This is a genomic window from Mesorhizobium huakuii (assembly GCF_030160235.1).
GTDB lineage: Bacteria > Pseudomonadota > Alphaproteobacteria > Rhizobiales > Rhizobiaceae > Mesorhizobium > Mesorhizobium huakuii.
In genome coordinates, this window is record NZ_BSNY01000055.1 from 209,798 (window position 1) to 234,522 (window position 24,725).

Genomic DNA, 24,725 nt, shown 5'->3' on the forward strand with positions numbered 1-24,725 from the left:
TTGCATGGAAAAACGCCGCATCGGCAAGACGGCGCTCGAGGTCACCGAGGTCAGCTTCGGCGGCGCCGCGATCGGCGGCCTTTACCGCGCCTGTTCGCGCGAGGCGGCGATGGAGACGCTGCAAGGCGCCTGGGAGGCGGGCTTGCGCTATTTCGACACCGCGCCCTTCTATGGTTTCGGCCTGTCGGAGCGGCGCTTCGGCGATTTCCTGCGCTACAAGCCGCGCGATTCCTACGTGCTGTCCACCAAGGTCGGCCGCCTGTTCCGGCCGGTGCCCGAAGACCAGGTGCCCGACCACTCCTATGTCGATCCGCTGCCTTTCGCGCTCGATTACGATTATTCCTATGACGGCATCATGCGGTCGGTCGACTTCAGCTATGCGCGGCTTGGGCTGAACAAGATCGATATCCTGTATGTGCATGACATCGGCGCCTACACGCATGGCGCCGAGAAGACCAAGCTGCACTTTCGCCAGTTCATGGATGGCGGGCTCAAGGCGCTCGAGGAGCTGAAGCGGGCCGGCACGATTTCCGCCTATGGCCTCGGCGTCAACGAAGTCCAGATCTGCCTCGACGTGATGCGCCGTGCGCCGCTCGACTGCATCCTGCTCGCCAGTCGCTATTCCTTGCTCGACCGCACCGCCGAAGCCGAACTGCTGCCGCTGTGCCGCGAACAACAGACATCGTTGGTGATCGGCGGCGTCTTCAACTCCGGCATATTGGCGACCGGGCCGGTGCAAGGCGCGCATTTCGATTACCAGCCCGCCAGCCGCGATATGCTCGATCGGGTCGACGCCATGGAAAAGATCGCCGGTGAAGGCGGCTATCCGCTGGCGGCCGCCGCCTTTCAGTTTCCCCTGCACGAGCCGACGGTCGCCACCGTGCTGACCGGCACCGCCAAACTGGCAAACCTGACACGCAACCTCGAACTGCTCGACACCAACGTGCCTGGGACGGAATACGCCAAATATCGTCCTTACACGGTGGTGCAGAGCCTGACGTGAAGCCGGCGTCCACCACCCTTGATCGGCGGCTCGGCTTCACAAATGCGGGACTCCGCAGAAAGAATGAATGTTCCATATTGACTATCGCATGGAATTAATATTCCATACCGCTCACGAAACGGGAGCGTTCGGCTGCGTCCAGGGAGGTGGTAGCGCGTGAATGTGTCTGTGCCTGACATGGGGATCAGGTGCGAAACACCGCTTGCATCATCCAGATCGATGCACTATCAAAACAGCGTAAATGTTTTTTATTGATAAAGTTCTGTTTGGGCCACGCCTATCCGAACGGAGCTTCCGTAACGTTCACCGGGCGACTTAGGGAGGTATCCTATGAAATTCGTGACCAGCATTCTCAACCGCCGCGCCGTCATGGCCCTGGCAGCAGCGTCGATGCTCGCCGGCGTCATGCACTCAGCGCCGGTTTCGGCGGCTGACGTGACCATTCCGATCATCGTCAAGGACACCACGTCCTTCTACTGGCAGATCGTGCTCGCCGGCGCCCGCAAGGCCGGCAAGGATCTCGGCGTCAACGTGCCGGAACTCGGCGCCCAGGCTGAAACCGACGTCAACGGCCAGATCTCCATCCTCGAGAACGCCGTCGCCGGCAACCCGGCCGCCGTCGTCATCGCGCCGACCGAAGCCAAGGCGCTCGGCAAGCCGATCGACGAGGCAGCGGCCAAGGTCAAGGTCATCGGCATCGACTCCGGCGCCGACTCCAAGGCCTTCACCTCGTTCCTGACCACCGACAACGTCCAGGGCGGCCGCGTCGCCGCGGACGGTCTTGCGGCAGCCATCGGCGCGGCCAATGGCGGCAAGGTCGAAGGCAAGGTTGCCCTGATCACCGCACTGCCCGGCGCCGGCTCGCTCGAGCAGCGCGCCCAGGGCTTCAAGGAACAGCTCAAGGCCAAGTATCCCGGCCTCGAACTGGTCGCCGACAAATATGCCGACGGCCAGGCCACCACCGGCCTCAACATCGCGACCGACCTGATCACCGCCAATCCGGACCTGAAGGGCATCTTCGCCTCCAACCTGATCATGGCGCAGGGCGTCGGCCAGGCGATCGCCGAGAACAAGCTTGCCGGCAAGGTCGGCCTGATCGGCTTCGACAGCGACGAGAAGCTGATCAAGTTCCTGAATGACGGCGTCATTTCCGGCCTCGTCGTCCAGGATCCCTACCGGATGGGCTATGACGGCATCAAGACCGCGCTCGCCGCCTCCAAGGGCGAGAAGGTCGAGGCCAATGTCGACACCGGCGCCAACCTGGTCACCAAGGCCAATATGAAGGATCCCAAGATCGACGCGCTGCTCAACCCGAAGCTCAACTAAGCAACGGTCGAGAGGCACAGTTTCCGGGGCCTCGTGCCCCGGAAACGACAGCGATATCGCTTGGAAATCCGCCAGCCTGGGCTAGGTTGCCCTGGCAGGCACTCAAAAGCCTGCCGCGTGCCAGATCGTAAGGCCAATCAGGGAGGATTGTCATGACATCGACGGCGCAAGACCTGCACCCAGCCCCCGTGCTGGAGCCGGGCAGGACAATCCTCGAACTGCGCGGCCTCGAGAAGAAATATCCCGGCACCCATGCGCTGAAGCCGGTTACGCTGGCCTTCAAGTCAGGCGAAATCCACGCCATCGTCGGCGAGAACGGTGCCGGCAAATCCACCCTGATCAAGCTTCTCACCGGCGTCATGCCGCGCACCTCCGGCGATGTCATCTGGGAAGGCAAGCCCGCGCCGCTAGCGACTCCGCATGAAGCGATGGCGCTCGGCATCAACGCCGTGCACCAGGAAGTCGTGCTCTGCCGTCATTTGACGGTTGCCGCCAACATGTTCCTCGGCGAGGAGAATTCGCGCTTCGGCATCCTGCAGCAGCGCGCCATGGTCAAGGAAGCGCAGAAGATCATCGACGATCTCGGCTTCGACCTGCCGGCGCATGTCATGCTCGGCGACCTCACCATCGGCCAGCAGCAGCTGATCGCCGCCGCCCGCGCCACCGTGCGCGGCACCAAATTCCTGATCTTCGATGAGCCGACCGCCTACCTGACCCGCAAGGAGGCCGACCAGCTCTTCACCCTGATCCGCCGGCTGAAGTCCGAGGGCGTGACAATCATCTACATCAGCCACCGCATGGAGGAAGTCTTCGAACTCGCCGATCGCGTCTCCGTGCTGCGCGACGGCACGCTGGTCGGCACCAGAAACATCGCCGAGACCAACGATGCCGAACTGGTCAAGCTGATGATCAACCGCTCGATCGAGCAGGTCTATCACAAGGAGCACTTCACGCCGGGTTCCGTGATCGTCGAGACCAGGAACCTGTCGGGCAAGGGCTTCGAAAATGTCTCGATGACGGTCCGCGCCGGCGAGATCGTCGGGCTCTACGGGCTGATCGGCGCCGGGCGCAGTGAATTCGTCACCACGCTCTACGGCCGCCATCGCAAATCGGCCGGGCAGATCCTGTGGGAAGGCAAGCCGGTTCAGGTCAATTCAGAGCATGACGCGATCAAGCTCGGCATGGCGCTGGCACCGGAAAGCCGCCGCGACCAGGGCCTTTGCCTCAATCTGCCGGTCGGCCTCAATCTCAACCTGCCGATCTACAAGCGCATCTCCAAGAACATGTTGATCTCCGGCGCGCAGGAGAAGACCCAGGCCGACCGCCAGATCGCCGATCTGCGCATCAAGACGCCGACACGCAATGCGCTGGCCTCCAGCCTGTCGGGCGGCAACCAGCAGAAGATCGTCATCGGCAAATGGCTGGCGCATGGCGCCAAGCTGTTCATTTTCGACGAGCCGACCGTCGGCGTCGATGTCGGCACCAAGGCCGAGATCTACCGCCTGTTCGGCGCGCTCTTGTCGAAAGGCGCCGGCATCATCCTGATCTCGTCCTATCTGCCGGAAGTCTATGAGCTGGCCGACACGCTGCATGTGTTCCGCCGTGGCAAGCTGGTGGCGACACACGGGTTCCGCACCGCCGATCATGAGGAAATTCTCACACAGGCGCTCGCCGAGAAACAAGAAAAGCTGGGAGGAAAGATATGAGCACCGAGGCGATTCCTGCCGAAAAACCCAAGCGCAACTACAACGCCCTGTTCGGGCTGACACTGCTGGCGCTGCTGGTGCTGCTCTGGGTCATCCTGTCGCTCTCGACATCGAGTTTCGCCTCGGCCAACAACATCTCGAACCTTCTGCGTCAGGGTTCGATGATCGCCATCCTGGCGGTCGGCCAGACCTTCGTCATCATCACCGGCGGCATCGATCTGTCCGTCGGCGCGGTGGTCGGCTTCGCCACCGTCATTGCCGCGATGCTGATCAATGCCGGCATACCGGTCTTCCTCGCCATCGCGATCACGCTGCTGGTCGGCGTTGCCATCGGCCTGTTCCACGGCTTCGGCATCGTCAAGATGGGCCTGCCGCCCTTCATCATCACGCTGGCGACGCTGACCTCGCTGCGCGGCATCGGCCTTCTGATGACCAACGGCAACTCGATCTCCATCAACAATGATGCCTTCCAGGAGTTCTCGCGCAACTCCATCCTCGGCGTGCCCAACCTGTTCTGGATGGTCATCCTGGTCGGCATTCCGGCCTATATCTTCCTGCATCACAGCCGCTGGGGCCGCTACCTCTTCTCCGTCGGTTCCAACGCCGAGGCCTCTCGCCTGTCCGGCGTCAACGTCCAGCGCACCATCTACATGGCCTACACGCTGTCTGGCCTGTGCGCGGCCTTTGTCGGCGTGCTTCTGGCCTCGCGTATCGGCATCGGCAACCCGACCCAGGCCGAGGGCTGGGAACTGCAGGCGATCGCGTCGTCCGTCATTGGCGGCACCTCGCTGTTCGGCGCGGTCGGCTCCGTGCACGGCCCGCTGCTCGGCGCCTTCATCCTCGCCACCATCAACAACGGCGCCAACCTGCTCAACGTCAACGCTTTCTGGCAGCGCATCATCACCGGCGTGCTGATCATCGTCATCGTCTATTTCGACGGCCTGCGTCGCCGCGGCGGCAAATAGCTACAGACCGAGAGCGATCGCCGGCCTGTGAAGGAAAAAACAGGCCGGCGATTTCATTAGAGAACGGATTAAAAACATGAAAGCCGTCGTCTGCCGCTCGCCCGGCGAGCTTGTCCTGGAAGATCGTCCTGCACCTGGCTCGCCCCCTGCCGGCTGGGCGCTGGTCGCGGTCAGTCATGTCGGCATCTGCGGCACCGACTACCACATCTTCGAGGGCAAGCACCCGTTCCTCGCCTACCCCCGCATCATGGGCCATGAAGTCTCCGGCACCGTCATCGAGACTGGCGAGGGCGTCGACCTCGCCATTGGCGAACCGGTCGTCATCAATCCCTACCTCTCCTGCGGCAAGTGCATCGCCTGCCGGCACGGCAAGCCGAATTGCTGCGTCAAGATCGAGGTGCTGGGCGTCCATCGCGACGGCGCCATGTGCGAACGCATTCTTGTCCCGGCGCAGAATCTCTATCCGGCCAATGGCCTGTCGCTGGCCGACGCCGCCGCCGTCGAATTCCTGGCCATCGGCGCGCATGCGGTACGCCGCGCCCGCTCCGATCCCGGCGCCCGAGCGCTGGTCATCGGCGCCGGCCCGATCGGGCTCGGCAACGCCATCTTCGCCCGCATTGCCGGGCTCGACGTGACACTGCTCGACATGAGCAGTGAACGCCTCGCTTTCGCCGAAAACGAACTTGGTTTCAGTATCCTCGACGGCTCGCGCGGAGCGGTGCCCGACCTGGTCAGGGAAGCGACATCAGGCGAAGGCTTCGACGTGGTCTTCGACGCCACCGGCAACACCCGGTCGGTGCAGTCGGCCTTCGCCCATGTCGCGCATGGCGGCACATTGGTGCTGGTCAGCGTCGTCAAGGACGACATCGTCTTCTCCGACCCTGAATTCCACAAACGCGAAATGACGCTGGTTGGCAGCCGCAATGCACTGCGTGCCGATTTCGATCATGTCGCGGCCTCGATCCGCAACGGCGCCGTGCCCCTGGCCAAGCTCGTCACCCACCGCACGACGCTGGCAGATACGCCGAGCGATCTCGCCCGCTGGGCGCACGAGAAATCCGGCCTGATCAAGGCAGTCATCGAGATCGGATAGTCGGCAGAATCCGGCTCACAGCGCCGACAGTTTGAGTTCCACCCGTTCCGCCGGAAAGCGCGACTCCGAAAACTGGATCGGCTGGCCGTCCGGTGTGACATTGACGGCCACCGTGACCAGAACGATGGCGCCCGGCTGCAGGTCGAGGTCGGCAAGATCGGCCGCATCGGCATGGCGCGCCGACAGCACGGTCGATTGCCTGAGATAATCATCTATGCCGAAGCGGGCCAGCGACGCGGTGATCGAACCAGTCTCTGCCATGGCCTTGTCGATGCCGGCAAAGCGCCTGGCATCGAACCAGCCGGCAGCACGCGACACGGGTCGTCCGTCGGCTTCGCCGCGTGTCTCCAATCTGATCACCTCGGCCCCCCTGGCCAGTCCAAGCCCCTCGGCGACGCGCGGGCTGGCCGGCTCGACCGACGAGGCAAGCAGCACGATATGGCGTTCCGAGGTCTGCCCTTGCAGGCCCGTTGAAAAGCGTGTGCGCGCGCCGATCGGATAGGACAGCCGCTTGCGTGACAAGACGAACGTGCCCCGCCCCTGCTCCGCCCGCAGCACCCCTTCCTGCACAAGCGCCGATATGGCGCTGCGCACCGTATGGCGATTGACGCCATAGCGCTCGGCGAGCGCCACCTCCGGCGGCAGCGCGGCGTTCTCGGCGAAATCGCCGGTGGCGATCGCCTGCAGGATCCTGTCGGCGATTTGCCGCCACAGGGAGACGCCGCTGCGCCGTTCGATGCTGTCGGCCTCCTGTCGTCCGATCATGAATTACCCCCGACCATCTGTCCCCTGTCATCCACCCGTCATGGACTCGCGCTACGTAATATGTATAATTTGTATAGTTGTCTATATCAATAGACAAATTTAGCAAAGAGGAATACTGCCGATGCGAGGACAGGAAGCCCGCGACCAGGCCGAACGCAAGGCCGCCATGGCGACGCTGGCGCAATCGAGCGGCGACGACATCGTCCGGCTCTGGAACGAGGCCGGCTTGCCTTCGCAAGCCGAACTGCTGCGCGGTCCCGAGACAGGACTGGTGACGTTGCGCGGCCGCATCGGCGGTGGCGGCGCACCGTTCAACGTCGGCGAGGCGACCGTCACCCGCGCCACCGTCCGGCTGCCGTCCGGACAGGTCGGCCATTGCTACGCACTTGGCCGCGACAAGCAGAAGGCGAAGCTGGCGGCGATAGCCGACGCGCTGTGGCAGGACCCTGCCCGCCGCGCCGAGATCGAGACCAGGCTGATCGTGCCTTTGAGGTCGGCGCTCGCCACTGCCCAGGAAAAACGCCGCGCCGAGACGGCGGCAACGAAGGTGGATTTCTTCACCATGGTTCGCGGAGAAGACTGATGGATATCGCAGCGCAATCGATCGAGGGCGGCTTCGCCGATCCGGTCTTCAACGCCCAGACGGTGTTTCGCGCGGTCATGGACGCGATGGCGCGGCCAGGCAGCGTGCAGCCTCTCCCGGCCCTGGCCCGGCCGCCGGCGCCGCTCTCCGCAACCGCTGGCGCCGTGGCGCTGGCGTTGTGCGACAACGACACGCCGCTCTGGCTCGACCCGGCCCTGCACGCCTCCGCCGCGATCGGCTCCTGGCTTGGTTTCCATACCGGCGCGCCGCTGGCCAACACACCCGCCGACGCGCATTTCGCCTTTGTCGCCACGCCAGCCGAGATGATGGCGCTCGACGGCTTTTCCCAGGGAACGCAGGACTATCCCGACCGGTCGACCACCCTGATCCTGCAGGTCAGCGACCTCGCTTCAGGCACTCCGTTGCTGCTGGAAGGCCCTGGCATCGAAACCAGCGCCACGATCGCTCCGGCGCAGACGCCGCGTCATTTCATCGAGCAGTGGAAGCAGAATATCCAGCGCTTTCCGCGCGGCGTCGACATCATCCTCGCCACCGCTGAAGGCATAGCCTGCCTGCCGCGCACCACGCGCATCAAGACGATGGAGGCTTGAAGATGTATGTCGCTGTAAAAGGTGGCGAAGCCGCAATCGCCAACGCCCACAGCCTGCTTGCCGATCGCCGGCGCGGCGACCGTTCGGTGCCGGCACTGCGCCTCGACCAGATCGTCGAGCAGCTGGCGCTCGGCGTAGACCGGGTGATGAGCGAAGGCTCGCTCTACGACAGGGAGCTCGCCGCACTCGCCATCGTCCAGGCGCGCGGCGACATGATCGAGGCGATCTTCCTGGTGCGCGCCTATCGCACCACGCTGCCGCGCTTCGGCTACAGCAAGCCGATCGACACCGGCGCAATGCTGGTCGAGCGGCGCGTGTCGGCGACCTACAAGGATCTGCCGGGCGGCCAGTTGCTCGGCCCGACCTTCGACTACACGCACCGGCTGCTCGACCCCGAACTTGCCGCCGGCGCCGATGTCGCCGAACCCTTGCAGCGCGAGACGGAAGCGCAGGCCATGCCACGCGTCTCGGCGATCCTCGCCCGCGAAGGCCTGATCGAACCCGATGGCGAGATGCCGCAGGACCATGTCCCGGGCGACATCACCCGCGAGCCGCTGGAATTCCCGATGGCGCGCGACATCCGCCTGCAGGCACTGTCGCGTGGCGATGAGGGTTTTCTCCTGGCGCTCGGCTACTCAACCCAGCGCGGCTATGCCCGCAACCATCCTTTTGTCGGCGAAATCCGCATTGGCGAGGTCGAGCTGGAACTCGATGTCCCCGAACTGCCCTTCGCAGCCCCCCTTGGCACGGTGCGGGTCACCGAATGCCAGATGGTCAACCAGTTCAAGGGCTCGGCCAAGGCGCCGCCGCAGTTCACCCGCGGCTACGGCCTGGTCTTCGGCCAGAGCGAGCGCAAGGCGATGGCCATGGCGCTCTGCGACCGGGCGCTGCGCGCCTCCGAGCTCGGCGAGGACATTGTCGCCGCCGCCCAGGACGAGGAGTTCGTCATCTCGCATTCCGATAATGTCCAGGCGACCGGTTTCGTCGAGCATCTGAAGCTACCGCACTATGTCGACTTCCAGGCCGAGCTCGACCTCGTGCGCCGCATGCGCGCCGAATATGAGGCCCGCGAAAACCCCACCAGGGTGGAAGAAAAGCGGGAGGCCGCGGAATGATCGAAGGCCTGTCCCACATGACCTTCATCGTCCGCGACCTTGAGCGGATGACAAGGATACTCGAGGGCGTCTTCGACGCCCGCGAGGTCTATGCCAGCGACGCCGCGCAGTTTTCGCTGTCGCGCGAAAAATTCTTCCTGATCGGCGACCTCTGGATCGCCATCATGGAGGGCGAGAAGCTGCCCGAGCGCAGCTACAACCACATCGCCTTCAAGATCGATGACGCCGATTTCGACCGCTACGCCGAGCGCGTCGGCAGGCTAGGCCTCGACATGCGCCCACCACGTCCGCGCGTCGAGGGTGAAGGCCGCTCGATCTATTTCTACGACGACGACAACCACATGTTCGAACTGCACACCGGCACGCTCAATGAGCGGCTGGCGCGCTATGCCAAGGGGTTGGAGGCTGCGCAATGAACTTAGTGCCCGTCCCCGTGGCCGCCACCGTCGTGGGAATGACCGCCATGGCTATCATACCCGGAGTAGCCGCCACCTCCGACGCCCATGGATTCACCTTGAGAGCCCTCTTTGGGAGCGGGAAAAACCATGCGCCGAAGGAAAAAGAGAACGACGCCGGCGAACACCACCAGCACAATTCCGAGATGCATCCATCCGGTCGAGTTCATCTGAATTCGCCCCTGTTTCCGCGTCCTGGACGCCAATTCGATAGCACAAAGCGGATGTGATCACCATGACCGACATCGCCACCTACAACTTCGCCTATCTCGACGAGCAGACCAAAAGGATGATCCGTCGGGCGATCCTCAAGGGCATCGCCATTCCCGGCTACCAGGTGCCCTTCGCCTCGCGCGAAATGCCGATGCCCTATGGCTGGGGCACCGGTGGCGTCCAGGTCACCGCCTCGATCATCGGCCCCGATGACGTGCTGAAGGTCATCGACCAGGGCGCCGACGACACCACCAACGCGGTATCGATCCGCGCCTTCTTCAAGAAGGTCGCCAATGTCGCCGTCACCACCGATACCGCCAGCGCCACCATCATCCAGACCCGCCACCGCATCCCCGAACATCCGCTGACCGCGGGCCAGGTGCTGGTCTACCAGGTGCCAATCCCCGAGCCGCTGCGCTTCCTCGAACCGCGCGAGACCGAGACGCGCAAAATGCATGCGCTGGAGGAGTATGGCCTCATGCATGTGAAGCTCTATGAGGACATCGCCAAGCACGGCCGCATCGCCACGACCTATGCCTATCCGGTCAAGGTCGAGGGCCGCTATGTGATGGACCCCTCGCCGACGCCGAAATTCGACAATCCCAAGATGCACCGCTCGCCGGCGCTGCAGCTGTTCGGCGCCGGACGCGAGAAGCGCATCTATGCGGTGCCCCCCTTCACCGATGTCGTCAGCCTCGACTTCGAGGACCATCCGTTCGAGGTGCAGACCTTCGACCAGCCCTGCGCACTGTGCGCGGCCGAAAATGTCTATCTCGACGAGGTCATCCTCGACGACCATGGCGGCCACATGTTCGTCTGCTCCGACACCGACCATTGCGAGAAGCGGCGTGAAGAGGGCCATCGCGGCCATCTTGCTCCGGAAATCCATCTTGCTTCCGAAAAAATGGAGCCGGCACAATGACCGACGAACCGCTGCTGCGCGTCTCGGCGCTCTCCAAATTCTACGGGTCGCGCGTCGGCTGCGACAACGTCTCCTTCGACCTCTGGCCGGGCGAAGTCCTGGCAGTCGTTGGCGAATCCGGCTCCGGCAAGACGACGCTGCTCAACTGCCTGTCGACGCGGCTGCTGCCTTCGTCGGGCACCGCCAGCTACCGCATGCGCGACGGCCAGTTCCGCGAGCTCTACCGCATGAGCGAGGCCGAGCGCCGCTTCCTGATGCGCACCGACTGGGGCTTTGTCCACCAGAACCCGGCCGACGGCCTGCGCATGACGGTGTCTGCCGGCGCCAATGTCGGCGAACGGCTGATGGCGGTGGGCGACCGCCACTATGGCAAGATCCGCGCCACGGCGGTCGACTGGCTGTCGCGCGTCGAGATCGAGCAAGACCGTATCGACGACGAGCCACGTGCCTTTTCCGGTGGCATGCGCCAGCGCCTGCAGATCGCCCGCAACCTCGTCACCGGACCACGGCTGGTGTTCATGGATGAGCCGACCGGCGGCCTCGACGTGTCGGTGCAGGCGCGCCTGCTCGACCTGTTGCGCGGGCTGGTCACCGATCTCGGCCTCGCCGCCATCGTCGTCACCCACGATCTCGCCGTGGCCCGCCTGCTGTCGCAGCGCATGATGGTCATGAAGGACGGCCGCGTCGTCGAAAGCGGTCTCACCGACCGCGTGCTCGACGACCCGCGCGCGCCCTATACGCAGCTTCTCGTTTCCTCGATCCTTCAGGTGTAACCATGCCGACGCCACTCGTTGTCTCCGACGTCGCAAAAAGCTTCACCATGCATCTGCGCGACGGCATCAAGCTGCCCGTCGTCGCCGGCGTCTCGTTCTCGATCAAGGCGAGCGAGTGCACCGTGCTCGGCGGTCCGTCCGGGGCCGGCAAGAGTTCGATCCTGAAGATGCTCTACGGCAACTATGCCGTCGACGAGGGCCAGATCATCGTCAGGCACGAGGACGGGTTGATCGACCTCGCCAATGCCAGCCCGCGCACCGTGCTTGCCGTTCGCCGGCAAACGATCGGCTATGTCAGCCAGTTCCTGCGCACCGTGCCGCGCGTCTCGGCGCTCGACGTTGTCGCCGAACCGCTGGTCGAGCGCGGCGAGGAGCGCGAGGTTGCACGCGGCAAGGCACGCGCCCTGCTTTCGCAGCTCAATTTGCCGGAAAGACTCTGGGCACTGCCGCCGGCGACCTTCTCTGGCGGTGAGCAGCAGCGCGTCAACATCGCGCGCGGTTTCATCACCGAGCACCCGATCCTGCTGCTCGACGAGCCGACCGCCTCGCTCGACGCCGCCAACCGCGACGTGGTGATCGAACTCATCGCCGCCAAGAAGGCGGCCGGTGTCGCCCTGCTCGGCATCTTCCACGATCATGATGTGCGCGAGGCGGTAGCCGACCGCATCATCGACGTCACCGCTTTTGCTCCAGGAAAACTCGCCGCATGACCAGGAAATTGTCGGAGGCGCCGCTGGTTCACCCGACGGCGGAGGTGCACAATTCGAGGCTCGGCCGCTGGACCGAGATCGCCGACCGCAGCCGGGTTTCGGAAAGTGAACTCGGCGACTATTCCTACATGATGCAGGATTGCTCCGTCTGGTGCGCGACAATCGGCAAGTTCGCCAACATCGCGGCAAGCGTGCGCCTCAACGCCACCAACCATCCGACCTGGCGGCCGACGCTGCACCACTTCACCTACCGCGCCTCTGACTATTGGGACGACGCCGAGCACGAGAGCGAATTCTTCGCCCAGCGCCGCGCCAAGCGCGTCACCATCGGCCACGACACCTGGCTCGGTCACGGCTCGACCGTCCTGCCCGGCGTCACTGTCGGCGATGGCGCGGCTGTCGGCGCCGGCGCCGTGGTCTCCAAGGATGTCGCGCCCTACACCATCGTCGCCGGCGTGCCGGCCAGGCCGATCCGCGAACGCTTCGACCGCCGCACCGCCGAACGCTACCAGGCACTTGCCTGGTGGGACTGGGACCACGCACGGCTGCGCGCTTCGCTCGAGGATTTTCGCGAGCTGTCGGCGGAGGCCTTCCTGGAGAAATACGAGGGATAGTTCCTCACATCATCGTCATAAGCGAGCCTGTTCATATCCCTGACACAGGACTCGGACAGGACGCCATCTCCCCCAAGGAGATCGCCATGCTCGACACCGTCAGACCCTCGCTCGCCGGATTCTTTGCCGGCTCCAACCCGACCCCGCCCCCGCATCTCGGCACGCGCTACGACACTTCAGGCAATTTCCTGACCGAGCCCGGCAACACGGTCGTCAGCCATCTCGTCAGCGGCTCGCCCTCCGAAGCCGTGGTGCTTGCGGTGCGCGAGAAGATGCTGGCGATGCCCGACGCCGACCGGCTCGCCTTCACGCCCGTTTCCAGCCTGCATATGACGCTGTTCCAAGGCATCATCGAATATCGCCGCCGCTTGCCCTTCTGGCCGCAGGATGTGCCGCTCGACACCAGCATCGACGCGATGACCCGCCTCTATCTGGAGCGTCTGAAGACTTTCGAAGGCTTCGGTCCGTTCAACATCAAGGTGGTCGAGGTCGTGCCGACCGGCCTCACCGTTGCCGGCGCGACCGACGAGGACGTGCGCATCATGCGCCAATGGCGCGATGCGCTGGCGGTGCCGTTCGGCTACAGGCACCCCGATCACGACAGGTACGTCTTCCACATCACCTTCGCCTATCAGATCCAGCGCCTTGCCGACGACCGCGCCGCCGCGTGGCAGGCCCTGTTCGACGATTGCCTGGCGCTTTTCGCAAGGCGGGCCCCGGTGATCGAGATCAAGGCGCCCGCCTTCTGCGCATTCCGCGACATGAAGCATTTCGAGGAATTGCTGGTGCTCGGCTGATCGCCGGCAAGGCGCCAATGCATGTCGCCCGAAAAGCGGCCCCGGTTTTGGGAGAACGACATGCATGAAAACAAAGACCTGAAGCGCGTCGCATGAATTGGTCTCAGCGCGACGCGCTTCAGTCGTCGCGCCTGTGGAGCGTAACAAAACTGACATGCTGGCGACACGGCAGGTTCATGTGGCTGCGCTAGGCGAGTGCCTGACGATCAACAAGGTCGGGACTGGAACCTGCTTATGTCAGCAAGCTCTGCCACACTCGAAATCCGCGGCGTCAGCCGACGATTCGGCAAGAACACCGCCGTCAGCGACGTCAACATCTCGATCCCGCAGGGTCAGATGGTTGGCGTCATCGGCCGTTCGGGCGCTGGCAAATCGACCCTTCTTCGCATGATCAACCGTCTTGTCGACCCCAGCCAGGGGGCGATTTTTTTTGACGGCGCCGAGGTCTCCCAGCTGCGCGGCTCGCCGCTACGGCGCTGGCAGCGCGACTGCGCAATGATCTTCCAGCAGTTCAACCTGGTGCCGCGCCTCGACGTGCTGACCAACGTGCTGCTTGGCAAATTGAACCACCGTTCGACCCTGTCCAATCTTCTCGGCATGTTCTCGCGCGCCGAATGCGCGGAGGCGGTCGCCGCGCTCGAGCGGCTCGACATAGCCCGCACCGCACTTCAGCCCGCCGGCACCTTGTCTGGCGGGCAGCAGCAGCGCGTCGCCATAGCCCGCGCCCTGATGCAGCAGCCCAAGGTGATCCTCGCCGACGAGCCGATCGCCTCGCTCGACCCGCTCAACGCCAAGGTGGTGATGGATTCGCTGCAGGACATCAATTTGCGCGAGGGCATCACCGTCGTCACCAATCTGCATACGCTGGATACCGCGCGCGCCTATTGCAACCGCATCATCGGCATGGCCGCCGGCAAGGTCGTCTTTGACGGCCCGCCCGAAGAGCTCAACCGTGAGGCCGTGCGCCTCGTCTATGGCGCCGACAGCAATGGCGCGGAGATATCGGAGGCCATCACCTCCACCAGCGTTGCCTTCAGGCAGAAGATTGCAGCATCCGCCGGACCGCTCGAGCCCGCATTCCCGGGTTACTGAGCCCATGATCCCGAAAAGTGGAATCCGGTTTTCGGGAAAGATCATGGGCCAAGAAAGAGCGGCTCGGATCGTCCGCCCGCGTCAAGGGCACTTGTCAAGATCAAGAACGCTGCCGGCGCGGGGCCGGAACTTACAGGAGAGACATCAAATGTTCAGGAAGATGGTTTTCAGCGCCGTTTCGGTGCTCGCCATGGCGACCAGCATGGCCCACGCCGCCGATCTGAAGGAATTCCGCGTCGGCATTCTGGGCGGTGAAAACGAGACCGACCGGCTGCGCAACTATCAGTGCCTGGCCGACCATCTGAAGGCCGACTTCGGCTTCGAGAAGGTCTCGCTGTTCCCCGCCGCCGATTATGATGGCGTCATCCAGGGCCTGCTTGGCGGCACGCTCGACTTCGCCGAACTTGGCGCTTCCGGCTACGCCAGCGTCTATCTCAAGGATCCGAAGGCGGTGACCCCGATCCTCACCACCAAGCAGACTGACGGTTCCACCGGTTACTATTCGATCGGCCTGGCACTGAAGACCTCGGGCATCACCGACATCAAGTCGGCCAAGGGCAAGAAGCTCGGCTATGCCGATCCGGATTCGACCTCGGGCTACCTGATCCCGCTGACCCAGATTCCGAAGGAAACCGGCGCCTCGAACGAAACCTTCTTCGCCTCGACCCAGTTCAATGGCGGCCATGAGAACAACATCCTGGCCGTGCGTGACGGCAAGGTCGATGTCGCGGTCGACGACTCCTCCGGCATCGGCGACTTCAAGAACGGCTTCACCTCCGGCACCTTCCACAAGGTCGTCGCCAAGGGCGCCGTTGACCCGAACGACTTCGTCGAAGTCTGGCGCTCGGGCCTGATCCCGAACGGCCCGCTGGTCGTGCGCACCGCGCTCGGCGACGAGATGACCGCCAAGCTCGCCGCCTTCTTCACCGAGCTGCCGAAGAAGGACAAGGCTTGCTTCGAGGGCGTCGAAGGCGGCGATTTCACCGGCTATGTTCCGGTGAAGCCGGACTTCTACAACGTCATCGTCGAAGCCCGTAAGGCAGCCATCGGCGGCTAACGGCGAAATCGGAAAGGGCGGTGCTCAAAGCGCCGCCCTTTTTGCATCTCCGATCATGACCCTTTCCGTGACAGCCCCCTCTTTGACAGCCTCTTCCGGCGCCCCCCACCCGATGGCCGATGCCTGGCGACGCCAGACGTCGCTGCGCCGGCTCTATACCGTGCTCGGCGTCGGCCTGCTGCTGGCCGCGATGCTCGCCAGCATGTGGTTCGCCGACGAAGCCAATGCCGGGCACTTCTTCGACCGGCTGCCGCATATTCTGGATTTCCTGAGCTGGTTGGTCCCCAAGGATTGGAACGATGTCTGGCGGGCACTGTTCGACATTGCCTCGCCGCATGACACCGGTACCCAGGAATACAACTTTCCGCTTGGCCGCGTTTATGTCTGGGGCGGTTTCTACATCCCCGAATATTTCGAGCTGATGCTGACCACGGTGAACGTGGCGCTGGTCTCGACCTTCATCGGCTTCATCTTCGCCGTGCCGTTTTCCTTCATCGCCGCGCGCAACCTGACGCCTCATCCGGCGCTCAGGCTCATCGTCAAGCGCCTCATGGAACTGCTGCGCGCCTTTCCCGAAATCGTCATTGCCGGCCTGTTCGCGGCCATCGTCTCCATCGGCCCGATCGCCGCCATCATCGCCATCGGCCTGCATTCGATCGGCGCGCTCGGCAAGCTGTTCTACGAGATCAACGAGAACATCGACATGCGGGCCGAGGAAGGCCTGCGTGCTGTCGGAGCCAACTGGTTCGAGCGCGTGCGCTTCGCCGACTTGCCCCAGGTGCTGCCGAATTTCATGTCCTACACGCTGCTGCGCGTCGAGATCAATGTCCGCGCCTCGACCATCATCGGCGCCGTAGGCGGCGGTGGCATCGGCGAGGAGTTGAAGCTGTCCATCTCGCGCGGCTTCGGCGCCAAGACGCTGGCGCTGGTGCTGCTCCTGTTCACGACCATCTTCATCATCGACCAGTTCTCCGCCTGGCTGCGCCGCAAGCTGGTCGGCGAGCAGGCCTTTGTGATGGGGGCGTGAACCATGGCGACCATGACCGCCGAGGAGATACTGTCGATCGAGGAGCGCTATCCGCAAGTGTTCCGGCGGCCGCTGTACAAGCGCTTCGCCTCGCTCCTCCTGTTCGTCGGCATCCTGACTTACCTCCTCTATGTCCTGTGGTTCTTCAGCCTGCCGCAGGTGCTGCGGGAATCGCACTGGGAGCGCCTGCCGCTGTTCCTGACACAGTGGATCAGCTACGACCTGCAGCCGGAATTCCGCCTCGACCAGCCTGAGATCACGCCAAAATACCCGCGCTTTTCCGCTCTTGGCGAGAACCCCAACCCCGACTGGGTGATCAGGAACCCGGACGGCACCTTCACCGTGCTGATCGATGGTCCGGCGAAATCCGTCACCTTCGACAAGGCGCAGGCAACGATTGTGGCCAACGGCCAAACCGTGCCGGTTTCGCTGACCAGCGGCAAGCCGGTGATCACGGGGCCGGTGCCGGACTGGATCACCGCGCACGATGACGAGGTGGTCGCCAAGATGGGCTTCGTCGGCGAGGTGCGCGTTACCGTCGACCGCGTCAAGGTGCGCAAGCGCTTCCTCGGCTGGGCGAATTTCGTCTTCGACACACGCTCGCCCTTCTTCGGCAAACCAGCGGGAGAAGTGGTCTCGCTGATCGTGTCCGGGCCTGAGTTGAAGCCGGGCACGTCGAACCTGGCGCTGGCAGGCGACAACATCTGGAACAACGCCCAGTGGCAGCACGGCGACGTCTGGACGAAGCTGCTGCAGACCATCGTCATGGCGTTCCTGGGCACGCTGCTCGGCGGCATCGTCGCCTTCCCGCTTGCCTTCTTCGCCGCCCGCAACATCACGCCGAGCGGCGTGCTCAGCCAGGTCCTGAAACGCTTCTTCGACTTCATGCGCTCGGTCGACATGCTGATCTGGGCGCTGTTCTTCACCCGCGCCTTCGGCCCTGGTCCGCTTGCGGGCAGTGCGGCGATCTTCTTCACCGAGATCGGCACGCTCGGCAAAACCTATTCCGAGGCGCTGGAGAACATTGACGACAAACCGCGCGAAGGCGTGCTGTCGACCGGCGCCAACGGCCTCCTGGTGCAGCGCTACGGCGTAATGCCGGAAGTCATCCCGGTCTTCATCAGCCAGACGCTCTACCAGTGGGAATCCAACGCACGCGGGGCCACCATCATCGGCGCCGTCGGCGCCGGCGGCATCGGCCTGAAACTATGGGAAGCGATGCGTACCAACTCCAACTGGGCCAATGTCTTCTACATGGTGCTGCTGATCCTGATGGTCGTCTTCATCTTCGACAACATCTCGAACTTTCTGCGCCGCCGGCTGAGCCGCACCATCCATGACTACAACAGGATCCAGGCCGAGCAGGGGTGATGCGCTCGGCTCCAGGATCGACAGCGGCTTGACGCGCCTTTGTCATCCGCGGGCGGAGCCCGTGGATGACAAATGACGAAGAGATAGGCCTAGGCCGCCTTCTTCCATCCATTTTTGATATGCTTGTAGCCCTCGCGATAAACCGCTTCCGGCGTTTCGGAAAAATCGCGCCACACCTTGGTCGCCGCCGCCAGATCCTTCAGCGAACGGCCGAACGCCTCGATCGTCAGCCAGTCGTCATAACCGCTCTTGCGGATCGCCGCGAACGTCTCTTTCCACGGGATGTTGCCGCGCCCCGGCACGCCGCGATCGTTCTCCGATATGTGGATGTGCACGATATTCCGGCGATGCTTCGTATAGGCGCCGATCGGATCGGCCTCCTCGATATTGGCATGGAAGGTGTCGTACATGGCCTTGATATGCGGCCGGCCGACGGCGTCGATGTGCTCCGACAGGTCCGCCATCGTATTGAAAAGATAACATTCGAAGCGGTTCAGCGCCTCCAGCCCGATGGTGACGTTCCGCGTGCCGGCATGGTCGCCGATGGCGCGCTGCGAAGCGACGGAACGGTTCTTCTCGGCGGGTGTCGGCCCGCTGCCGGAAAAGGCGCCGAGCGTCGAATGCAGCGGTCCGCTGAGCGTCCTGGCGCCAAGCGCATCGGCGCAATCAACAGCCCATTTCATGTAGGCGATACCGGCCTTGCGCGTTGCCGCATCGGGCGAGATCAGGTTCATCGAGGGATCGCCCATCGCCGAAACCGCTGTCCGCTCCAGCCCGATGCGATCGAGCAGGTCGCCCAGTTTCTTATAGTCGTCCGGCGTGCCGGCGAAGATCGGTATCTCGACACCGTCGAAGCCCGTCGCCTTGATGTCGCGAAGCAGCGGCTCGTGTTTTTTCGAGACGCTGGTCGTCCACAAGAACATGCACATGCCGATTTTCATCGACAGCCCTCCCCCCGTTTGATCCCCCCGGATCATTTTTGTTTTAGAGCTTCGTCCACGCCCCATTCTTCTTCGACGATTTCACGCAGGCTTCGATGAAGGCCATGCCTTCGACGCCGTCCTGGATGGTCGGGAAGACAACGTCCTTGGCCGGCTTGCCACCCTTCTTGCGCGCCGCGCGGATTGCGCGCGCCGCCTCCTGATAGATGTTGGCGAAGCCTTCGAGATAGCCCTCGGGATGGCCTGACGGCACGCGGCTGACACGGCCCGCCACCGGCAGCGCACCGGCGCCGTTGCGGGTGATCAACTGCTTGGGCTGGCCGAAGGGCGTGTACCAGAGATAGTTGGGGTCGGCCTGCACCCATTCCAGCCCGCCCTTCGAGCCATAGATGCGCAGCTTCAGTCCGTTTTCATGGCCCGGCGCCACCTGGCTGGCCCAGATCATGCCCTTGGCCGGATGCGTCTTGCCGGTGGGCTTGAAGCGCAGCATGACGTTGACATTGTCGTCGAGCAGCCGCCCCGGCACGAAGGCATCGAGATCCGCCGAGAGCGAATCCAGCTCCAGCCCGGAGACGAAGCGGGCGAGATTGTAGGCATGAGTGCCGATGTCGCCCAGCGCGCCGCCGGCGCCCGCCTGCTTGGGATCGCCGCGCCATGAGGCCTGCTTCTGGCCGGTGGCGGCGAGATCCTCGGTCAGCCAGTCCTGCGGATACTCCGACTGCACGATTCGGATGTCGCCGAGCACGCCCTTGGCCACCATTTCGCGTGCTTGCCGCACCATCGGATAGGCGGTGTAATTGTGGGTGAGCACGAACACCTTGCCGGTCTTCTCGACGATCGCGGCGAGCTTTTTCGCCTCGGCCAGTGTCGTTGCCAGCGGCTTGTCGCAGATCACGTGGATGCCAGCCTCGAGGAAGGCCTTGGCAGCCGGTACGTGCACATTGTTGGGCGTGACGATGGCCACCGCCTCGATGCCGTCGGGGCGCTTGGCCTCGGCCTTGGCCATCTCGGCATAGGAGGCGTAGCTGCGGTCCGGATCGAGCCCGAGTTCGGCGGCCGAAGCCTTGGCGCGCTCGGGGTTCGCCGATAGCGCACCGGCCACCAGCACGAACTCGTTGTCCAGGCGCGCCGCGATGCGGTGCACCGCGCCGATGAAGGCGCCTTGCCCGCCGCCGACCATGCCATAGCGGATCGGGCCGCCTCCCGTTTCCGATTTCGATGCGCCGACCATGTTTTCTCCCTCGTGTCTTGGATGCTCCTCCCCTCGCGGGGGAGGGAAAGCCGTGTCAGATTCCCATCATCGCGCGCAGCACTTTCTTGTCCGTCGCACCGCCGGCGAAGTCGTCGAATGCCTTCTCCGTCACGCGGATGATGTGGTGCTGGATGAAAGGCGCCCCTTCGGCCGCTCCATCCTCGGGGTGCTTCAGGCAGCACTCCCATTCAAGCACCGCCCAGGAATCATAATTGTACTGCGTCAGCTTGGAGAAGATGCCGCCGAAATCCACCTGTCCGTCGCCGAGCGAGCGGAAGCGTCCCGCGCGGTTGGTCCAGCTCTGATAGCCTGAATAGACGCCTTGCCGGCCGGTCGGGTTGAACTCGGCATCCTTGACATGGAAGGCCTTGATGCGTTCGTGGTAGATGTCGATGAATGCGAGATAGTCGAGCTGCTGCAGCAAGAAGTGCGACGGATCGTAGTTGATGTTGCAGCGCTTGTGGCCGCCGACCGCGTCGAGGAACATTTCGAAGGTGGCACCGTCGAACACGTCCTCGCCGGGATGGATTTCGTAACCGATATCGACGCCATTGTCCTCATAGACGTCGAGAATCGGCTTCCAGCGCTTGCCGAGTTCGGCGAAGGCCTCTTCGATCAGACCGGCCGGCCGCTGCGGCCAGGGGTAGAGGTAGGGGAAGGCCAGCGCACCGGAGAAGGAGACCGAAGCCTTGAGGCCGAGATTCTTCGAGGCCTTGGCGGCGGACTTCATCTGCTCGACCGCCCATGCCTGCCGCGCCTTGGGATTGTTGTGGACAGAGGCCGGCGCGAAGCCGTCGAACTGCGCGTCATAGGCTGGATGCACCGCCACCAACTGCCCCTGCAGATGCGTCGACAATTCGGTGATCTCGACGCCGGCATCGGCGCAAATGCCTTTCACCTCGTCGCAATAGGCCTTGGAGGACGCCGCCTTCTCGAGGTCGAACAGGCGCGCGTCCCAGGTCGGGATCTGCACGCCCTTATAGCCGAGACCAGCGGCCCATTTGGTGATCGCGGCCAGCGAATTGAACGGCGCCGCGTCACCCGCGAACTGCGCCAGAAACAGTCCAGGGCCTTTCATTGTCGTCGGCATCGGCATCCTCCCTCATTGTGTCGCGACCAGCATAGCGCCGATTGGAAGCAGGGCCAGCCATTTTGGTCTTTTCGCATCGGGCGCTTTGCAGGCACTGCCATTCTGGTATTACCAAATAGGGGAATTTGGTCAAGCCTGACAATGCATCGGGCAAGCCCTCCCAATGCCCGAAGTTTCGGCATATATCACAATATAATCAACGGAATAATTCACGCGACAAGTTGCGCCTCCGCACTTCTTGCCGTTCCAGGCAATTTGCTGTAGACCTCACTTCAGGCCCAATTGGTCGAACCAGTTTGCAGAAAAAAAGGCTGGGGATGCCTTGGGGAGGAACCTTTGCGCCGTCTTTCGGCGACGCATGTCGAAGGCAAACGATACGGACGAATTTGGGAAGGACAGACCATGCATCTTTCGACGCACAACTGGATGCGGGCGGAACCGTTGGAGACGACGCTCAAGCGCATCAAGAAGTTCGGCTATGAGTCGATCGAGATTTCTGGCGAGCCCGAGCAGTACAAGACCAAGGAGACGCGGGCGCTGTTGAAGGAGCATGGCATTCGCTGCTGGGGCGCGGTGACCTTGATGCTGGGCGAACGCAACCTTGCCGCCAAGAACCAGGGCCAGCGCGAGCGCTCCGTGCAGTACGTCAAGGACGTGCTGACCATGGTCAGCGAGCTCGATGGTGAGATCATCACGCTCGTCCCCGCGACGGTCGGCAAGGTGGTGCCGGACGGTACCGAGGAAGAGGAATGGAAATGGGTCGTCGACGCGACCCGCGAATGCTTCACCCATGCCAAGAAGGTCGGCGTCAAGATCGCCGTCGAGCCGCTCAACCGCTTCGAGACCTATCTGTTCAATCGCGGCGCCCAGGCGCTGGCGCTGGCCGACGCGGTCAGCCCCGAATGCGGCGTCTGCCTCGACGCCTACCACATCCATATGGAGGAATTTAACGTCTACGACGCCATCCGTAAGGTCGGAAAGCGCCTGTTCGACTTCCACGTCGCCGACAACAACCGCTTCGCCGCCGGCCTTGGCCAGATCGACTGGCCAAAGATCGTCGCCACCTTGAAGGAAGTCGGCTACGACGGCGCGCTGACCAATGAATTCGTCGCCCCGGTCGACCGCACGCCGGCGGCACCCTATCCCGAAATGGTCGAGCGCCACCCGGTCGATATCTCGCCTGAGCAGCTGAAATTCATCCAGGATCACGGCTCCAGCGTGCTGACCGAGAAATTCTACACCGACCAGATGCGCATCACCGCCGAAACGCTGCTGCCGCTGATCAAGTAGTCGACGACTGTTGAGGAATTTGCCCTTTCGCCCTGACCGGCGGCAGGGCTGGGGAAAGACATGCGCATCAAGACCGTCCAAGCCTGGTGGGTCCGCATCCCGATCGAAGCCGCTCGGCAGCACCGCAGCGACTTCGGCCAGGTGACGACCTTCGACGCCGCCATCCTGCGCATCGAAACCGATGACGGGCTGGTCGGCTGGGGCGAAGGCAAGAACGCGGCCGGCAGCGCCGGCAGCTACGGCGCCCTCGTTCACATGCTGAACCAGGAGGTCGGGCCGCAGCTGATCGGCCGCGATCCGGCCGACATCGGCATCATCTGGGAAATGCTCTACAATGGCGTGCGCCACGACACCGCCGCCCGCGCCGGCCACGCCATGCCGCAACTGGCGCGGCGCGGCATGAGCATCGCCGCCATCAGCGCCGTCGACATCGCGCTTTGGGATATCCTGGGCAAGTCGCTCGGCCAGCCGGTCTGGCGGTTGCTCGGCGGCCGCAAGATCGACCGCATGCAGGCCTATGCCTCGGGCGGCTGGGCGTCTGCCGATGCAATCGGCGAGCAGTTGAAATCGTACATCGCCCGGGGCGGCTTCAAGGCGCTGAAGATGCGGGTCGGCGCCATGGATGGCGCCGCGCATATCTCCGCTGCCCGCGTGCGCGCGGCGCGCCAGGCCCTCGGTCCCGATGTCGAGTTGATGGTCGACGCTCACGGCACCTATACGGTGGCGGAAGCCAAGCGCTTCATCCATCTCGTCAACGACCTCGATCTGGCCTGGTTCGAGGAACCGGTGATCGCCGATGACAAGCCGGGCATGGCGGAAGTGCGCGCCTCCGGCGCCGTGCCGATCGCCACCGGCGAAAGCGAGGCGACGCGCTATGCCTTCCGCGACCTTGCCGTGCTCAAGGCCGCCGATATCTTCCAGCCCGATCCCGCCTTTTGCGGCGGCATCAGCGAGGCGATGAAGATCGGCACCATTGCCAGCGCCTTCAATCTGCGCTTTGCGCCGCATCTGTGGGCCGGCGCGCCCTGCTTCTTCGCCGGGCTGCATGTCTGCGCCGCCTCGCCGTCGAGTTTCACCGTCGAATATTCGCTCGGCGCCAACCCGATGATCCACGATCTGATCGAAGAGACTGTCGAAGCACAGGACGGTATGATAGCGATCCCGGAAAAGCCCGGATTGGGATTCACCGTTTCTGAGCGATTCCTGGAGGCGCACGCGCAACGCAATTGACGATGAAAGAAAAGAACCTTCTCGCGGAACTCGCAGCCTATCTGTTCTCCCACTCGGACAAGGAGAGCGGCCGCACCCCATCCGAACGTGAGCTGGCGGAGCATTTCGCCGTCAGCCGCGGCCAGATCCGCGAGGCGCTGGCCATCCTGGAAGCCATGCGCATCGTCGAGCGGCGCGCCAAATCCGGCATCTACATCGACACCAAGCAGGCGAGCGTCGAGGCGCTGGCGCTGTTCGCGCGTGCCGGCCTGCCGCTCGATCCCTTGCAGATCTACGAGACGGTCGAATTGCGCAAGATCCACGAGATCAAGGCCGCTGAACTCGCCTGTTCGCGCGCCACCGAGGAGAATTTCGAGCGGCTGCGCGAGATCCTCAAGGCTTCCGAGGAACGCATCGCCGCGGGCGAAGGTCTGGCCAAGGAGGACCGCGAGTTTCACCTGGAGATCGTGCGCGCCACCAAGAACAGCGTCTTCCACAACATCTGCAGCGTCTACTATCTGATGGGCGAACAGCGCCTGCCGATCTACTTCAACGATCCCGAACGCAGCGTGCGTTCGCATGCCGAGCATGTGCAGATCTACGAGGCGCTGCTGCGCCGCGACGGCAATCTCGCCCAGGCGCTGATGAGCGCCCACCTGCAAGGGGCGGAGAGCTACTGGAAGGGCCTGATCGAAGGCGGCAAGGCAGCTGCGCCCGCGAGCCCGGCGCTCGAAAAGGCCTGACC

Annotated in this window: 26 protein-coding genes; 22 read left to right on the plus strand and 4 right to left on the minus strand. The window is 63.7% G+C overall.

Features of this window, described 5'->3' with window-relative positions:
• Nucleotides 1–4: 4 nt before the first annotated feature.
• The 5 genes from QQK95_RS29610 to QQK95_RS29630 all read left to right on the plus strand — a co-directional run bounded on the left by QQK95_RS29610 (nt 5) and on the right by QQK95_RS29630 (nt 6,093).
• Nucleotides 5–1,003 carry an aldo/keto reductase gene (locus QQK95_RS29610; RefSeq protein WP_284277947.1) on the plus strand — a complete coding sequence of 333 codons (999 nt, stop codon included), beginning with the start codon at nt 5–7 and terminating at the stop codon, nt 1,001–1,003.
• Between the two features lie 330 nt (nt 1,004–1,333).
• On the plus strand, nt 1,334–2,329 hold the full coding sequence (locus QQK95_RS29615) for an ABC transporter substrate-binding protein (protein WP_284277948.1): 996 nt from the start codon (nt 1,334–1,336) through the stop codon (nt 2,327–2,329).
• A gap of 152 nt (nt 2,330–2,481) precedes the next feature.
• Complete coding sequence (locus QQK95_RS29620) at nt 2,482–4,035, plus strand: sugar ABC transporter ATP-binding protein (RefSeq protein WP_284277950.1); 1,554 nt, start codon at nt 2,482–2,484, stop codon at nt 4,033–4,035.
• Nucleotides 4,032–5,000, plus strand: a complete 969-nt coding sequence (locus tag QQK95_RS29625) for an ABC transporter permease (RefSeq protein ID WP_284277952.1) — start codon at nt 4,032–4,034, stop codon at nt 4,998–5,000. Before QQK95_RS29620 ends, QQK95_RS29625 begins: the two co-directional genes overlap by 4 nt.
• 76 nt (nt 5,001–5,076) lie before the next feature.
• A complete protein-coding gene (locus QQK95_RS29630) occupies nt 5,077–6,093 on the plus strand; it encodes a zinc-binding alcohol dehydrogenase family protein (protein WP_284277953.1) in 1,017 nt (338 codons plus the stop codon).
• Nucleotides 6,094–6,108: 15 nt separating this feature from the next.
• Here QQK95_RS29630 and phnF read toward each other — a convergent pair whose 3' ends face one another.
• The gene (phnF, locus tag QQK95_RS29635; RefSeq protein WP_284277955.1) at nt 6,109–6,858 is read right to left on the minus strand and encodes a phosphonate metabolism transcriptional regulator PhnF; all 750 of its coding nucleotides are present in this window, start codon (nt 6,856–6,858) and stop codon (nt 6,109–6,111) included.
• Between the two features lie 121 nt (nt 6,859–6,979).
• Between phnF and phnG the strand changes: the two genes are divergently transcribed.
• The 14 genes from phnG to phnE (QQK95_RS29705) all read left to right on the plus strand — a co-directional run bounded on the left by phnG (nt 6,980) and on the right by phnE (QQK95_RS29705) (nt 18,198).
• Entirely contained in the window at nt 6,980–7,441 is a 462-nt protein-coding gene (gene phnG, locus QQK95_RS29640) for a phosphonate C-P lyase system protein PhnG (protein ID WP_284277956.1), read from the plus strand.
• Nucleotides 7,441–8,052 (plus strand): phosphonate C-P lyase system protein PhnH, encoded by a 612-nt coding sequence (phnH, locus tag QQK95_RS29645; protein WP_284277957.1) that lies wholly within the window; start codon nt 7,441–7,443, stop codon nt 8,050–8,052. Before phnG ends, phnH begins: the two co-directional genes overlap by 1 nt.
• A gap of 2 nt (nt 8,053–8,054) precedes the next feature.
• Nucleotides 8,055–9,167, plus strand: a complete 1,113-nt coding sequence (locus QQK95_RS29650) for a carbon-phosphorus lyase complex subunit PhnI (protein WP_284277960.1) — start codon at nt 8,055–8,057, stop codon at nt 9,165–9,167.
• Nucleotides 9,164–9,583, plus strand: coding sequence for a FosX/FosE/FosI family fosfomycin resistance hydrolase (gene fosX / locus QQK95_RS29655; protein ID WP_284277961.1), 420 nt, complete (start codon nt 9,164–9,166; stop codon nt 9,581–9,583). Before QQK95_RS29650 ends, fosX begins: the two co-directional genes overlap by 4 nt.
• Nucleotides 9,580–9,852: a hypothetical protein gene (locus tag QQK95_RS29660; RefSeq protein WP_284277963.1), complete on the plus strand. Its 273-nt coding sequence runs from the start codon at nt 9,580–9,582 to the stop codon at nt 9,850–9,852. The genes fosX and QQK95_RS29660 overlap by 4 nt, the downstream gene beginning before the upstream one ends.
• 5 nt (nt 9,853–9,857) lie before the next feature.
• Entirely contained in the window at nt 9,858–10,757 is a 900-nt protein-coding gene (locus QQK95_RS29665; protein WP_095772422.1) for an alpha-D-ribose 1-methylphosphonate 5-phosphate C-P-lyase PhnJ, read from the plus strand.
• Nucleotides 10,754–11,530, plus strand: a complete 777-nt coding sequence (phnK, locus tag QQK95_RS29670) for a phosphonate C-P lyase system protein PhnK (RefSeq protein WP_013892928.1) — start codon at nt 10,754–10,756, stop codon at nt 11,528–11,530. Before QQK95_RS29665 ends, phnK begins: the two co-directional genes overlap by 4 nt.
• Before the next feature lie 2 nt (nt 11,531–11,532).
• On the plus strand, nt 11,533–12,240 hold the full coding sequence (gene phnL, locus QQK95_RS29675) for a phosphonate C-P lyase system protein PhnL (protein ID WP_284277965.1): 708 nt from the start codon (nt 11,533–11,535) through the stop codon (nt 12,238–12,240).
• Nucleotides 12,237–12,854, plus strand: coding sequence for a DapH/DapD/GlmU-related protein (locus QQK95_RS29680; RefSeq protein WP_284277966.1), 618 nt, complete (start codon nt 12,237–12,239; stop codon nt 12,852–12,854). The genes phnL and QQK95_RS29680 overlap by 4 nt, the downstream gene beginning before the upstream one ends.
• Before the next feature lie 86 nt (nt 12,855–12,940).
• A complete protein-coding gene (locus QQK95_RS29685) occupies nt 12,941–13,651 on the plus strand; it encodes a DUF1868 domain-containing protein (RefSeq protein ID WP_284277967.1) in 711 nt (236 codons plus the stop codon).
• A 234-nt stretch (nt 13,652–13,885) separates the two neighbouring features.
• Entirely contained in the window at nt 13,886–14,743 is an 858-nt protein-coding gene (phnC, locus tag QQK95_RS29690) for a phosphonate ABC transporter ATP-binding protein (RefSeq protein WP_284277968.1), read from the plus strand.
• A gap of 148 nt (nt 14,744–14,891) precedes the next feature.
• Nucleotides 14,892–15,800, plus strand: coding sequence for a phosphonate ABC transporter substrate-binding protein (gene phnD / locus QQK95_RS29695; RefSeq protein WP_284277969.1), 909 nt, complete (start codon nt 14,892–14,894; stop codon nt 15,798–15,800).
• A gap of 55 nt (nt 15,801–15,855) precedes the next feature.
• A complete protein-coding gene (gene phnE, locus QQK95_RS29700; protein WP_284277970.1) occupies nt 15,856–16,827 on the plus strand; it encodes a phosphonate ABC transporter, permease protein PhnE in 972 nt (323 codons plus the stop codon).
• A gap of 3 nt (nt 16,828–16,830) precedes the next feature.
• Nucleotides 16,831–18,198: a phosphonate ABC transporter, permease protein PhnE gene (gene phnE, locus QQK95_RS29705; RefSeq protein WP_284277971.1), complete on the plus strand. Its 1,368-nt coding sequence runs from the start codon at nt 16,831–16,833 to the stop codon at nt 18,196–18,198.
• 89 nt (nt 18,199–18,287) lie between these two features.
• Here phnE (QQK95_RS29705) and QQK95_RS29710 read toward each other — a convergent pair whose 3' ends face one another.
• Genes QQK95_RS29710 through QQK95_RS29720 form a run of 3 tightly spaced genes read right to left on the minus strand, consistent with a single transcriptional unit; the run spans nt 18,288 to nt 21,481 of the window.
• The gene (locus tag QQK95_RS29710; RefSeq protein ID WP_284277973.1) at nt 18,288–19,139 is read right to left on the minus strand and encodes a sugar phosphate isomerase/epimerase family protein; all 852 of its coding nucleotides are present in this window, start codon (nt 19,137–19,139) and stop codon (nt 18,288–18,290) included.
• Nucleotides 19,140–19,182: 43 nt separating this feature from the next.
• Nucleotides 19,183–20,370 (minus strand): Gfo/Idh/MocA family protein, encoded by a 1,188-nt coding sequence (locus QQK95_RS29715; RefSeq protein WP_019861283.1) that lies wholly within the window; start codon nt 20,368–20,370, stop codon nt 19,183–19,185.
• A gap of 55 nt (nt 20,371–20,425) precedes the next feature.
• Nucleotides 20,426–21,481, minus strand: coding sequence for a sugar phosphate isomerase/epimerase family protein (locus QQK95_RS29720; RefSeq protein WP_284277974.1), 1,056 nt, complete (start codon nt 21,479–21,481; stop codon nt 20,426–20,428).
• Between the two features lie 402 nt (nt 21,482–21,883).
• On the opposite strand from QQK95_RS29720, the gene QQK95_RS29725 reads away from it, so the two are divergent.
• From QQK95_RS29725 to QQK95_RS29735, 3 genes are read left to right on the plus strand one after another with little or no spacing between them, the layout of a single operon-like run.
• Entirely contained in the window at nt 21,884–22,771 is an 888-nt protein-coding gene (locus QQK95_RS29725; protein WP_010911615.1) for a sugar phosphate isomerase/epimerase family protein, read from the plus strand.
• A gap of 60 nt (nt 22,772–22,831) precedes the next feature.
• A complete protein-coding gene (locus tag QQK95_RS29730; RefSeq protein WP_284277975.1) occupies nt 22,832–24,001 on the plus strand; it encodes a mandelate racemase/muconate lactonizing enzyme family protein in 1,170 nt (389 codons plus the stop codon).
• Nucleotides 24,002–24,003: 2 nt separating this feature from the next.
• Nucleotides 24,004–24,723, plus strand: coding sequence for a FadR/GntR family transcriptional regulator (locus QQK95_RS29735; protein WP_284277976.1), 720 nt, complete (start codon nt 24,004–24,006; stop codon nt 24,721–24,723).
• Nucleotides 24,724–24,725 lie beyond the last annotated feature (2 nt).

What these genes read in the sequence shown, in the direction of transcription:
- phnH (WP_284277957.1), top strand. Translation starts at nt 7,441, where the DNA reads ATGGATATCGCAGCGCAATCGATCGAGGGCGGCTTCGCCGATCCGGTC.
- phnE (WP_284277971.1), top strand. Translation starts at nt 16,831, where the DNA reads ATGGCGACCATGACCGCCGAGGAGATACTGTCGATCGAGGAGCGCTAT.
- QQK95_RS29725 (WP_010911615.1), top strand. Translation starts at nt 21,884, where the DNA reads ATGCATCTTTCGACGCACAACTGGATGCGGGCGGAACCGTTGGAGACG.
- phnL (WP_284277965.1), top strand. Translation starts at nt 11,533, where the DNA reads ATGCCGACGCCACTCGTTGTCTCCGACGTCGCAAAAAGCTTCACCATG.
- QQK95_RS29610 (WP_284277947.1), top strand. Translation starts at nt 5, where the DNA reads ATGGAAAAACGCCGCATCGGCAAGACGGCGCTCGAGGTCACCGAGGTC.
- QQK95_RS29665 (WP_095772422.1), top strand. Translation starts at nt 9,858, where the DNA reads ATGACCGACATCGCCACCTACAACTTCGCCTATCTCGACGAGCAGACC.
- QQK95_RS29660 (WP_284277963.1), top strand. Translation starts at nt 9,580, where the DNA reads ATGAACTTAGTGCCCGTCCCCGTGGCCGCCACCGTCGTGGGAATGACC.
- QQK95_RS29720 (WP_284277974.1), bottom strand. Translation starts at nt 21,481, where the DNA reads ATGCCGACGACAATGAAAGGCCCTGGACTGTTTCTGGCGCAGTTCGCG.
- QQK95_RS29715 (WP_019861283.1), bottom strand. Translation starts at nt 20,370, where the DNA reads ATGGTCGGCGCATCGAAATCGGAAACGGGAGGCGGCCCGATCCGCTAT.
- phnF (WP_284277955.1), bottom strand. Translation starts at nt 6,858, where the DNA reads ATGATCGGACGACAGGAGGCCGACAGCATCGAACGGCGCAGCGGCGTC.
- phnD (WP_284277969.1), top strand. Translation starts at nt 14,892, where the DNA reads ATGTTCAGGAAGATGGTTTTCAGCGCCGTTTCGGTGCTCGCCATGGCG.
- phnG (WP_284277956.1), top strand. Translation starts at nt 6,980, where the DNA reads ATGCGAGGACAGGAAGCCCGCGACCAGGCCGAACGCAAGGCCGCCATG.
- QQK95_RS29620 (WP_284277950.1), top strand. Translation starts at nt 2,482, where the DNA reads ATGACATCGACGGCGCAAGACCTGCACCCAGCCCCCGTGCTGGAGCCG.
- QQK95_RS29735 (WP_284277976.1), top strand. Translation starts at nt 24,004, where the DNA reads ATGAAAGAAAAGAACCTTCTCGCGGAACTCGCAGCCTATCTGTTCTCC.
- phnK (WP_013892928.1), top strand. Translation starts at nt 10,754, where the DNA reads ATGACCGACGAACCGCTGCTGCGCGTCTCGGCGCTCTCCAAATTCTAC.
- QQK95_RS29685 (WP_284277967.1), top strand. Translation starts at nt 12,941, where the DNA reads ATGCTCGACACCGTCAGACCCTCGCTCGCCGGATTCTTTGCCGGCTCC.
- QQK95_RS29680 (WP_284277966.1), top strand. Translation starts at nt 12,237, where the DNA reads ATGACCAGGAAATTGTCGGAGGCGCCGCTGGTTCACCCGACGGCGGAG.
- phnE (WP_284277970.1), top strand. Translation starts at nt 15,856, where the DNA reads ATGACCCTTTCCGTGACAGCCCCCTCTTTGACAGCCTCTTCCGGCGCC.
- phnC (WP_284277968.1), top strand. Translation starts at nt 13,886, where the DNA reads ATGTCAGCAAGCTCTGCCACACTCGAAATCCGCGGCGTCAGCCGACGA.
- QQK95_RS29615 (WP_284277948.1), top strand. Translation starts at nt 1,334, where the DNA reads ATGAAATTCGTGACCAGCATTCTCAACCGCCGCGCCGTCATGGCCCTG.
- QQK95_RS29730 (WP_284277975.1), top strand. Translation starts at nt 22,832, where the DNA reads ATGCGCATCAAGACCGTCCAAGCCTGGTGGGTCCGCATCCCGATCGAA.
- QQK95_RS29625 (WP_284277952.1), top strand. Translation starts at nt 4,032, where the DNA reads ATGAGCACCGAGGCGATTCCTGCCGAAAAACCCAAGCGCAACTACAAC.
- QQK95_RS29710 (WP_284277973.1), bottom strand. Translation starts at nt 19,139, where the DNA reads ATGAAAATCGGCATGTGCATGTTCTTGTGGACGACCAGCGTCTCGAAA.
- QQK95_RS29650 (WP_284277960.1), top strand. Translation starts at nt 8,055, where the DNA reads ATGTATGTCGCTGTAAAAGGTGGCGAAGCCGCAATCGCCAACGCCCAC.
- QQK95_RS29630 (WP_284277953.1), top strand. Translation starts at nt 5,077, where the DNA reads ATGAAAGCCGTCGTCTGCCGCTCGCCCGGCGAGCTTGTCCTGGAAGAT.
- fosX (WP_284277961.1), top strand. Translation starts at nt 9,164, where the DNA reads ATGATCGAAGGCCTGTCCCACATGACCTTCATCGTCCGCGACCTTGAG.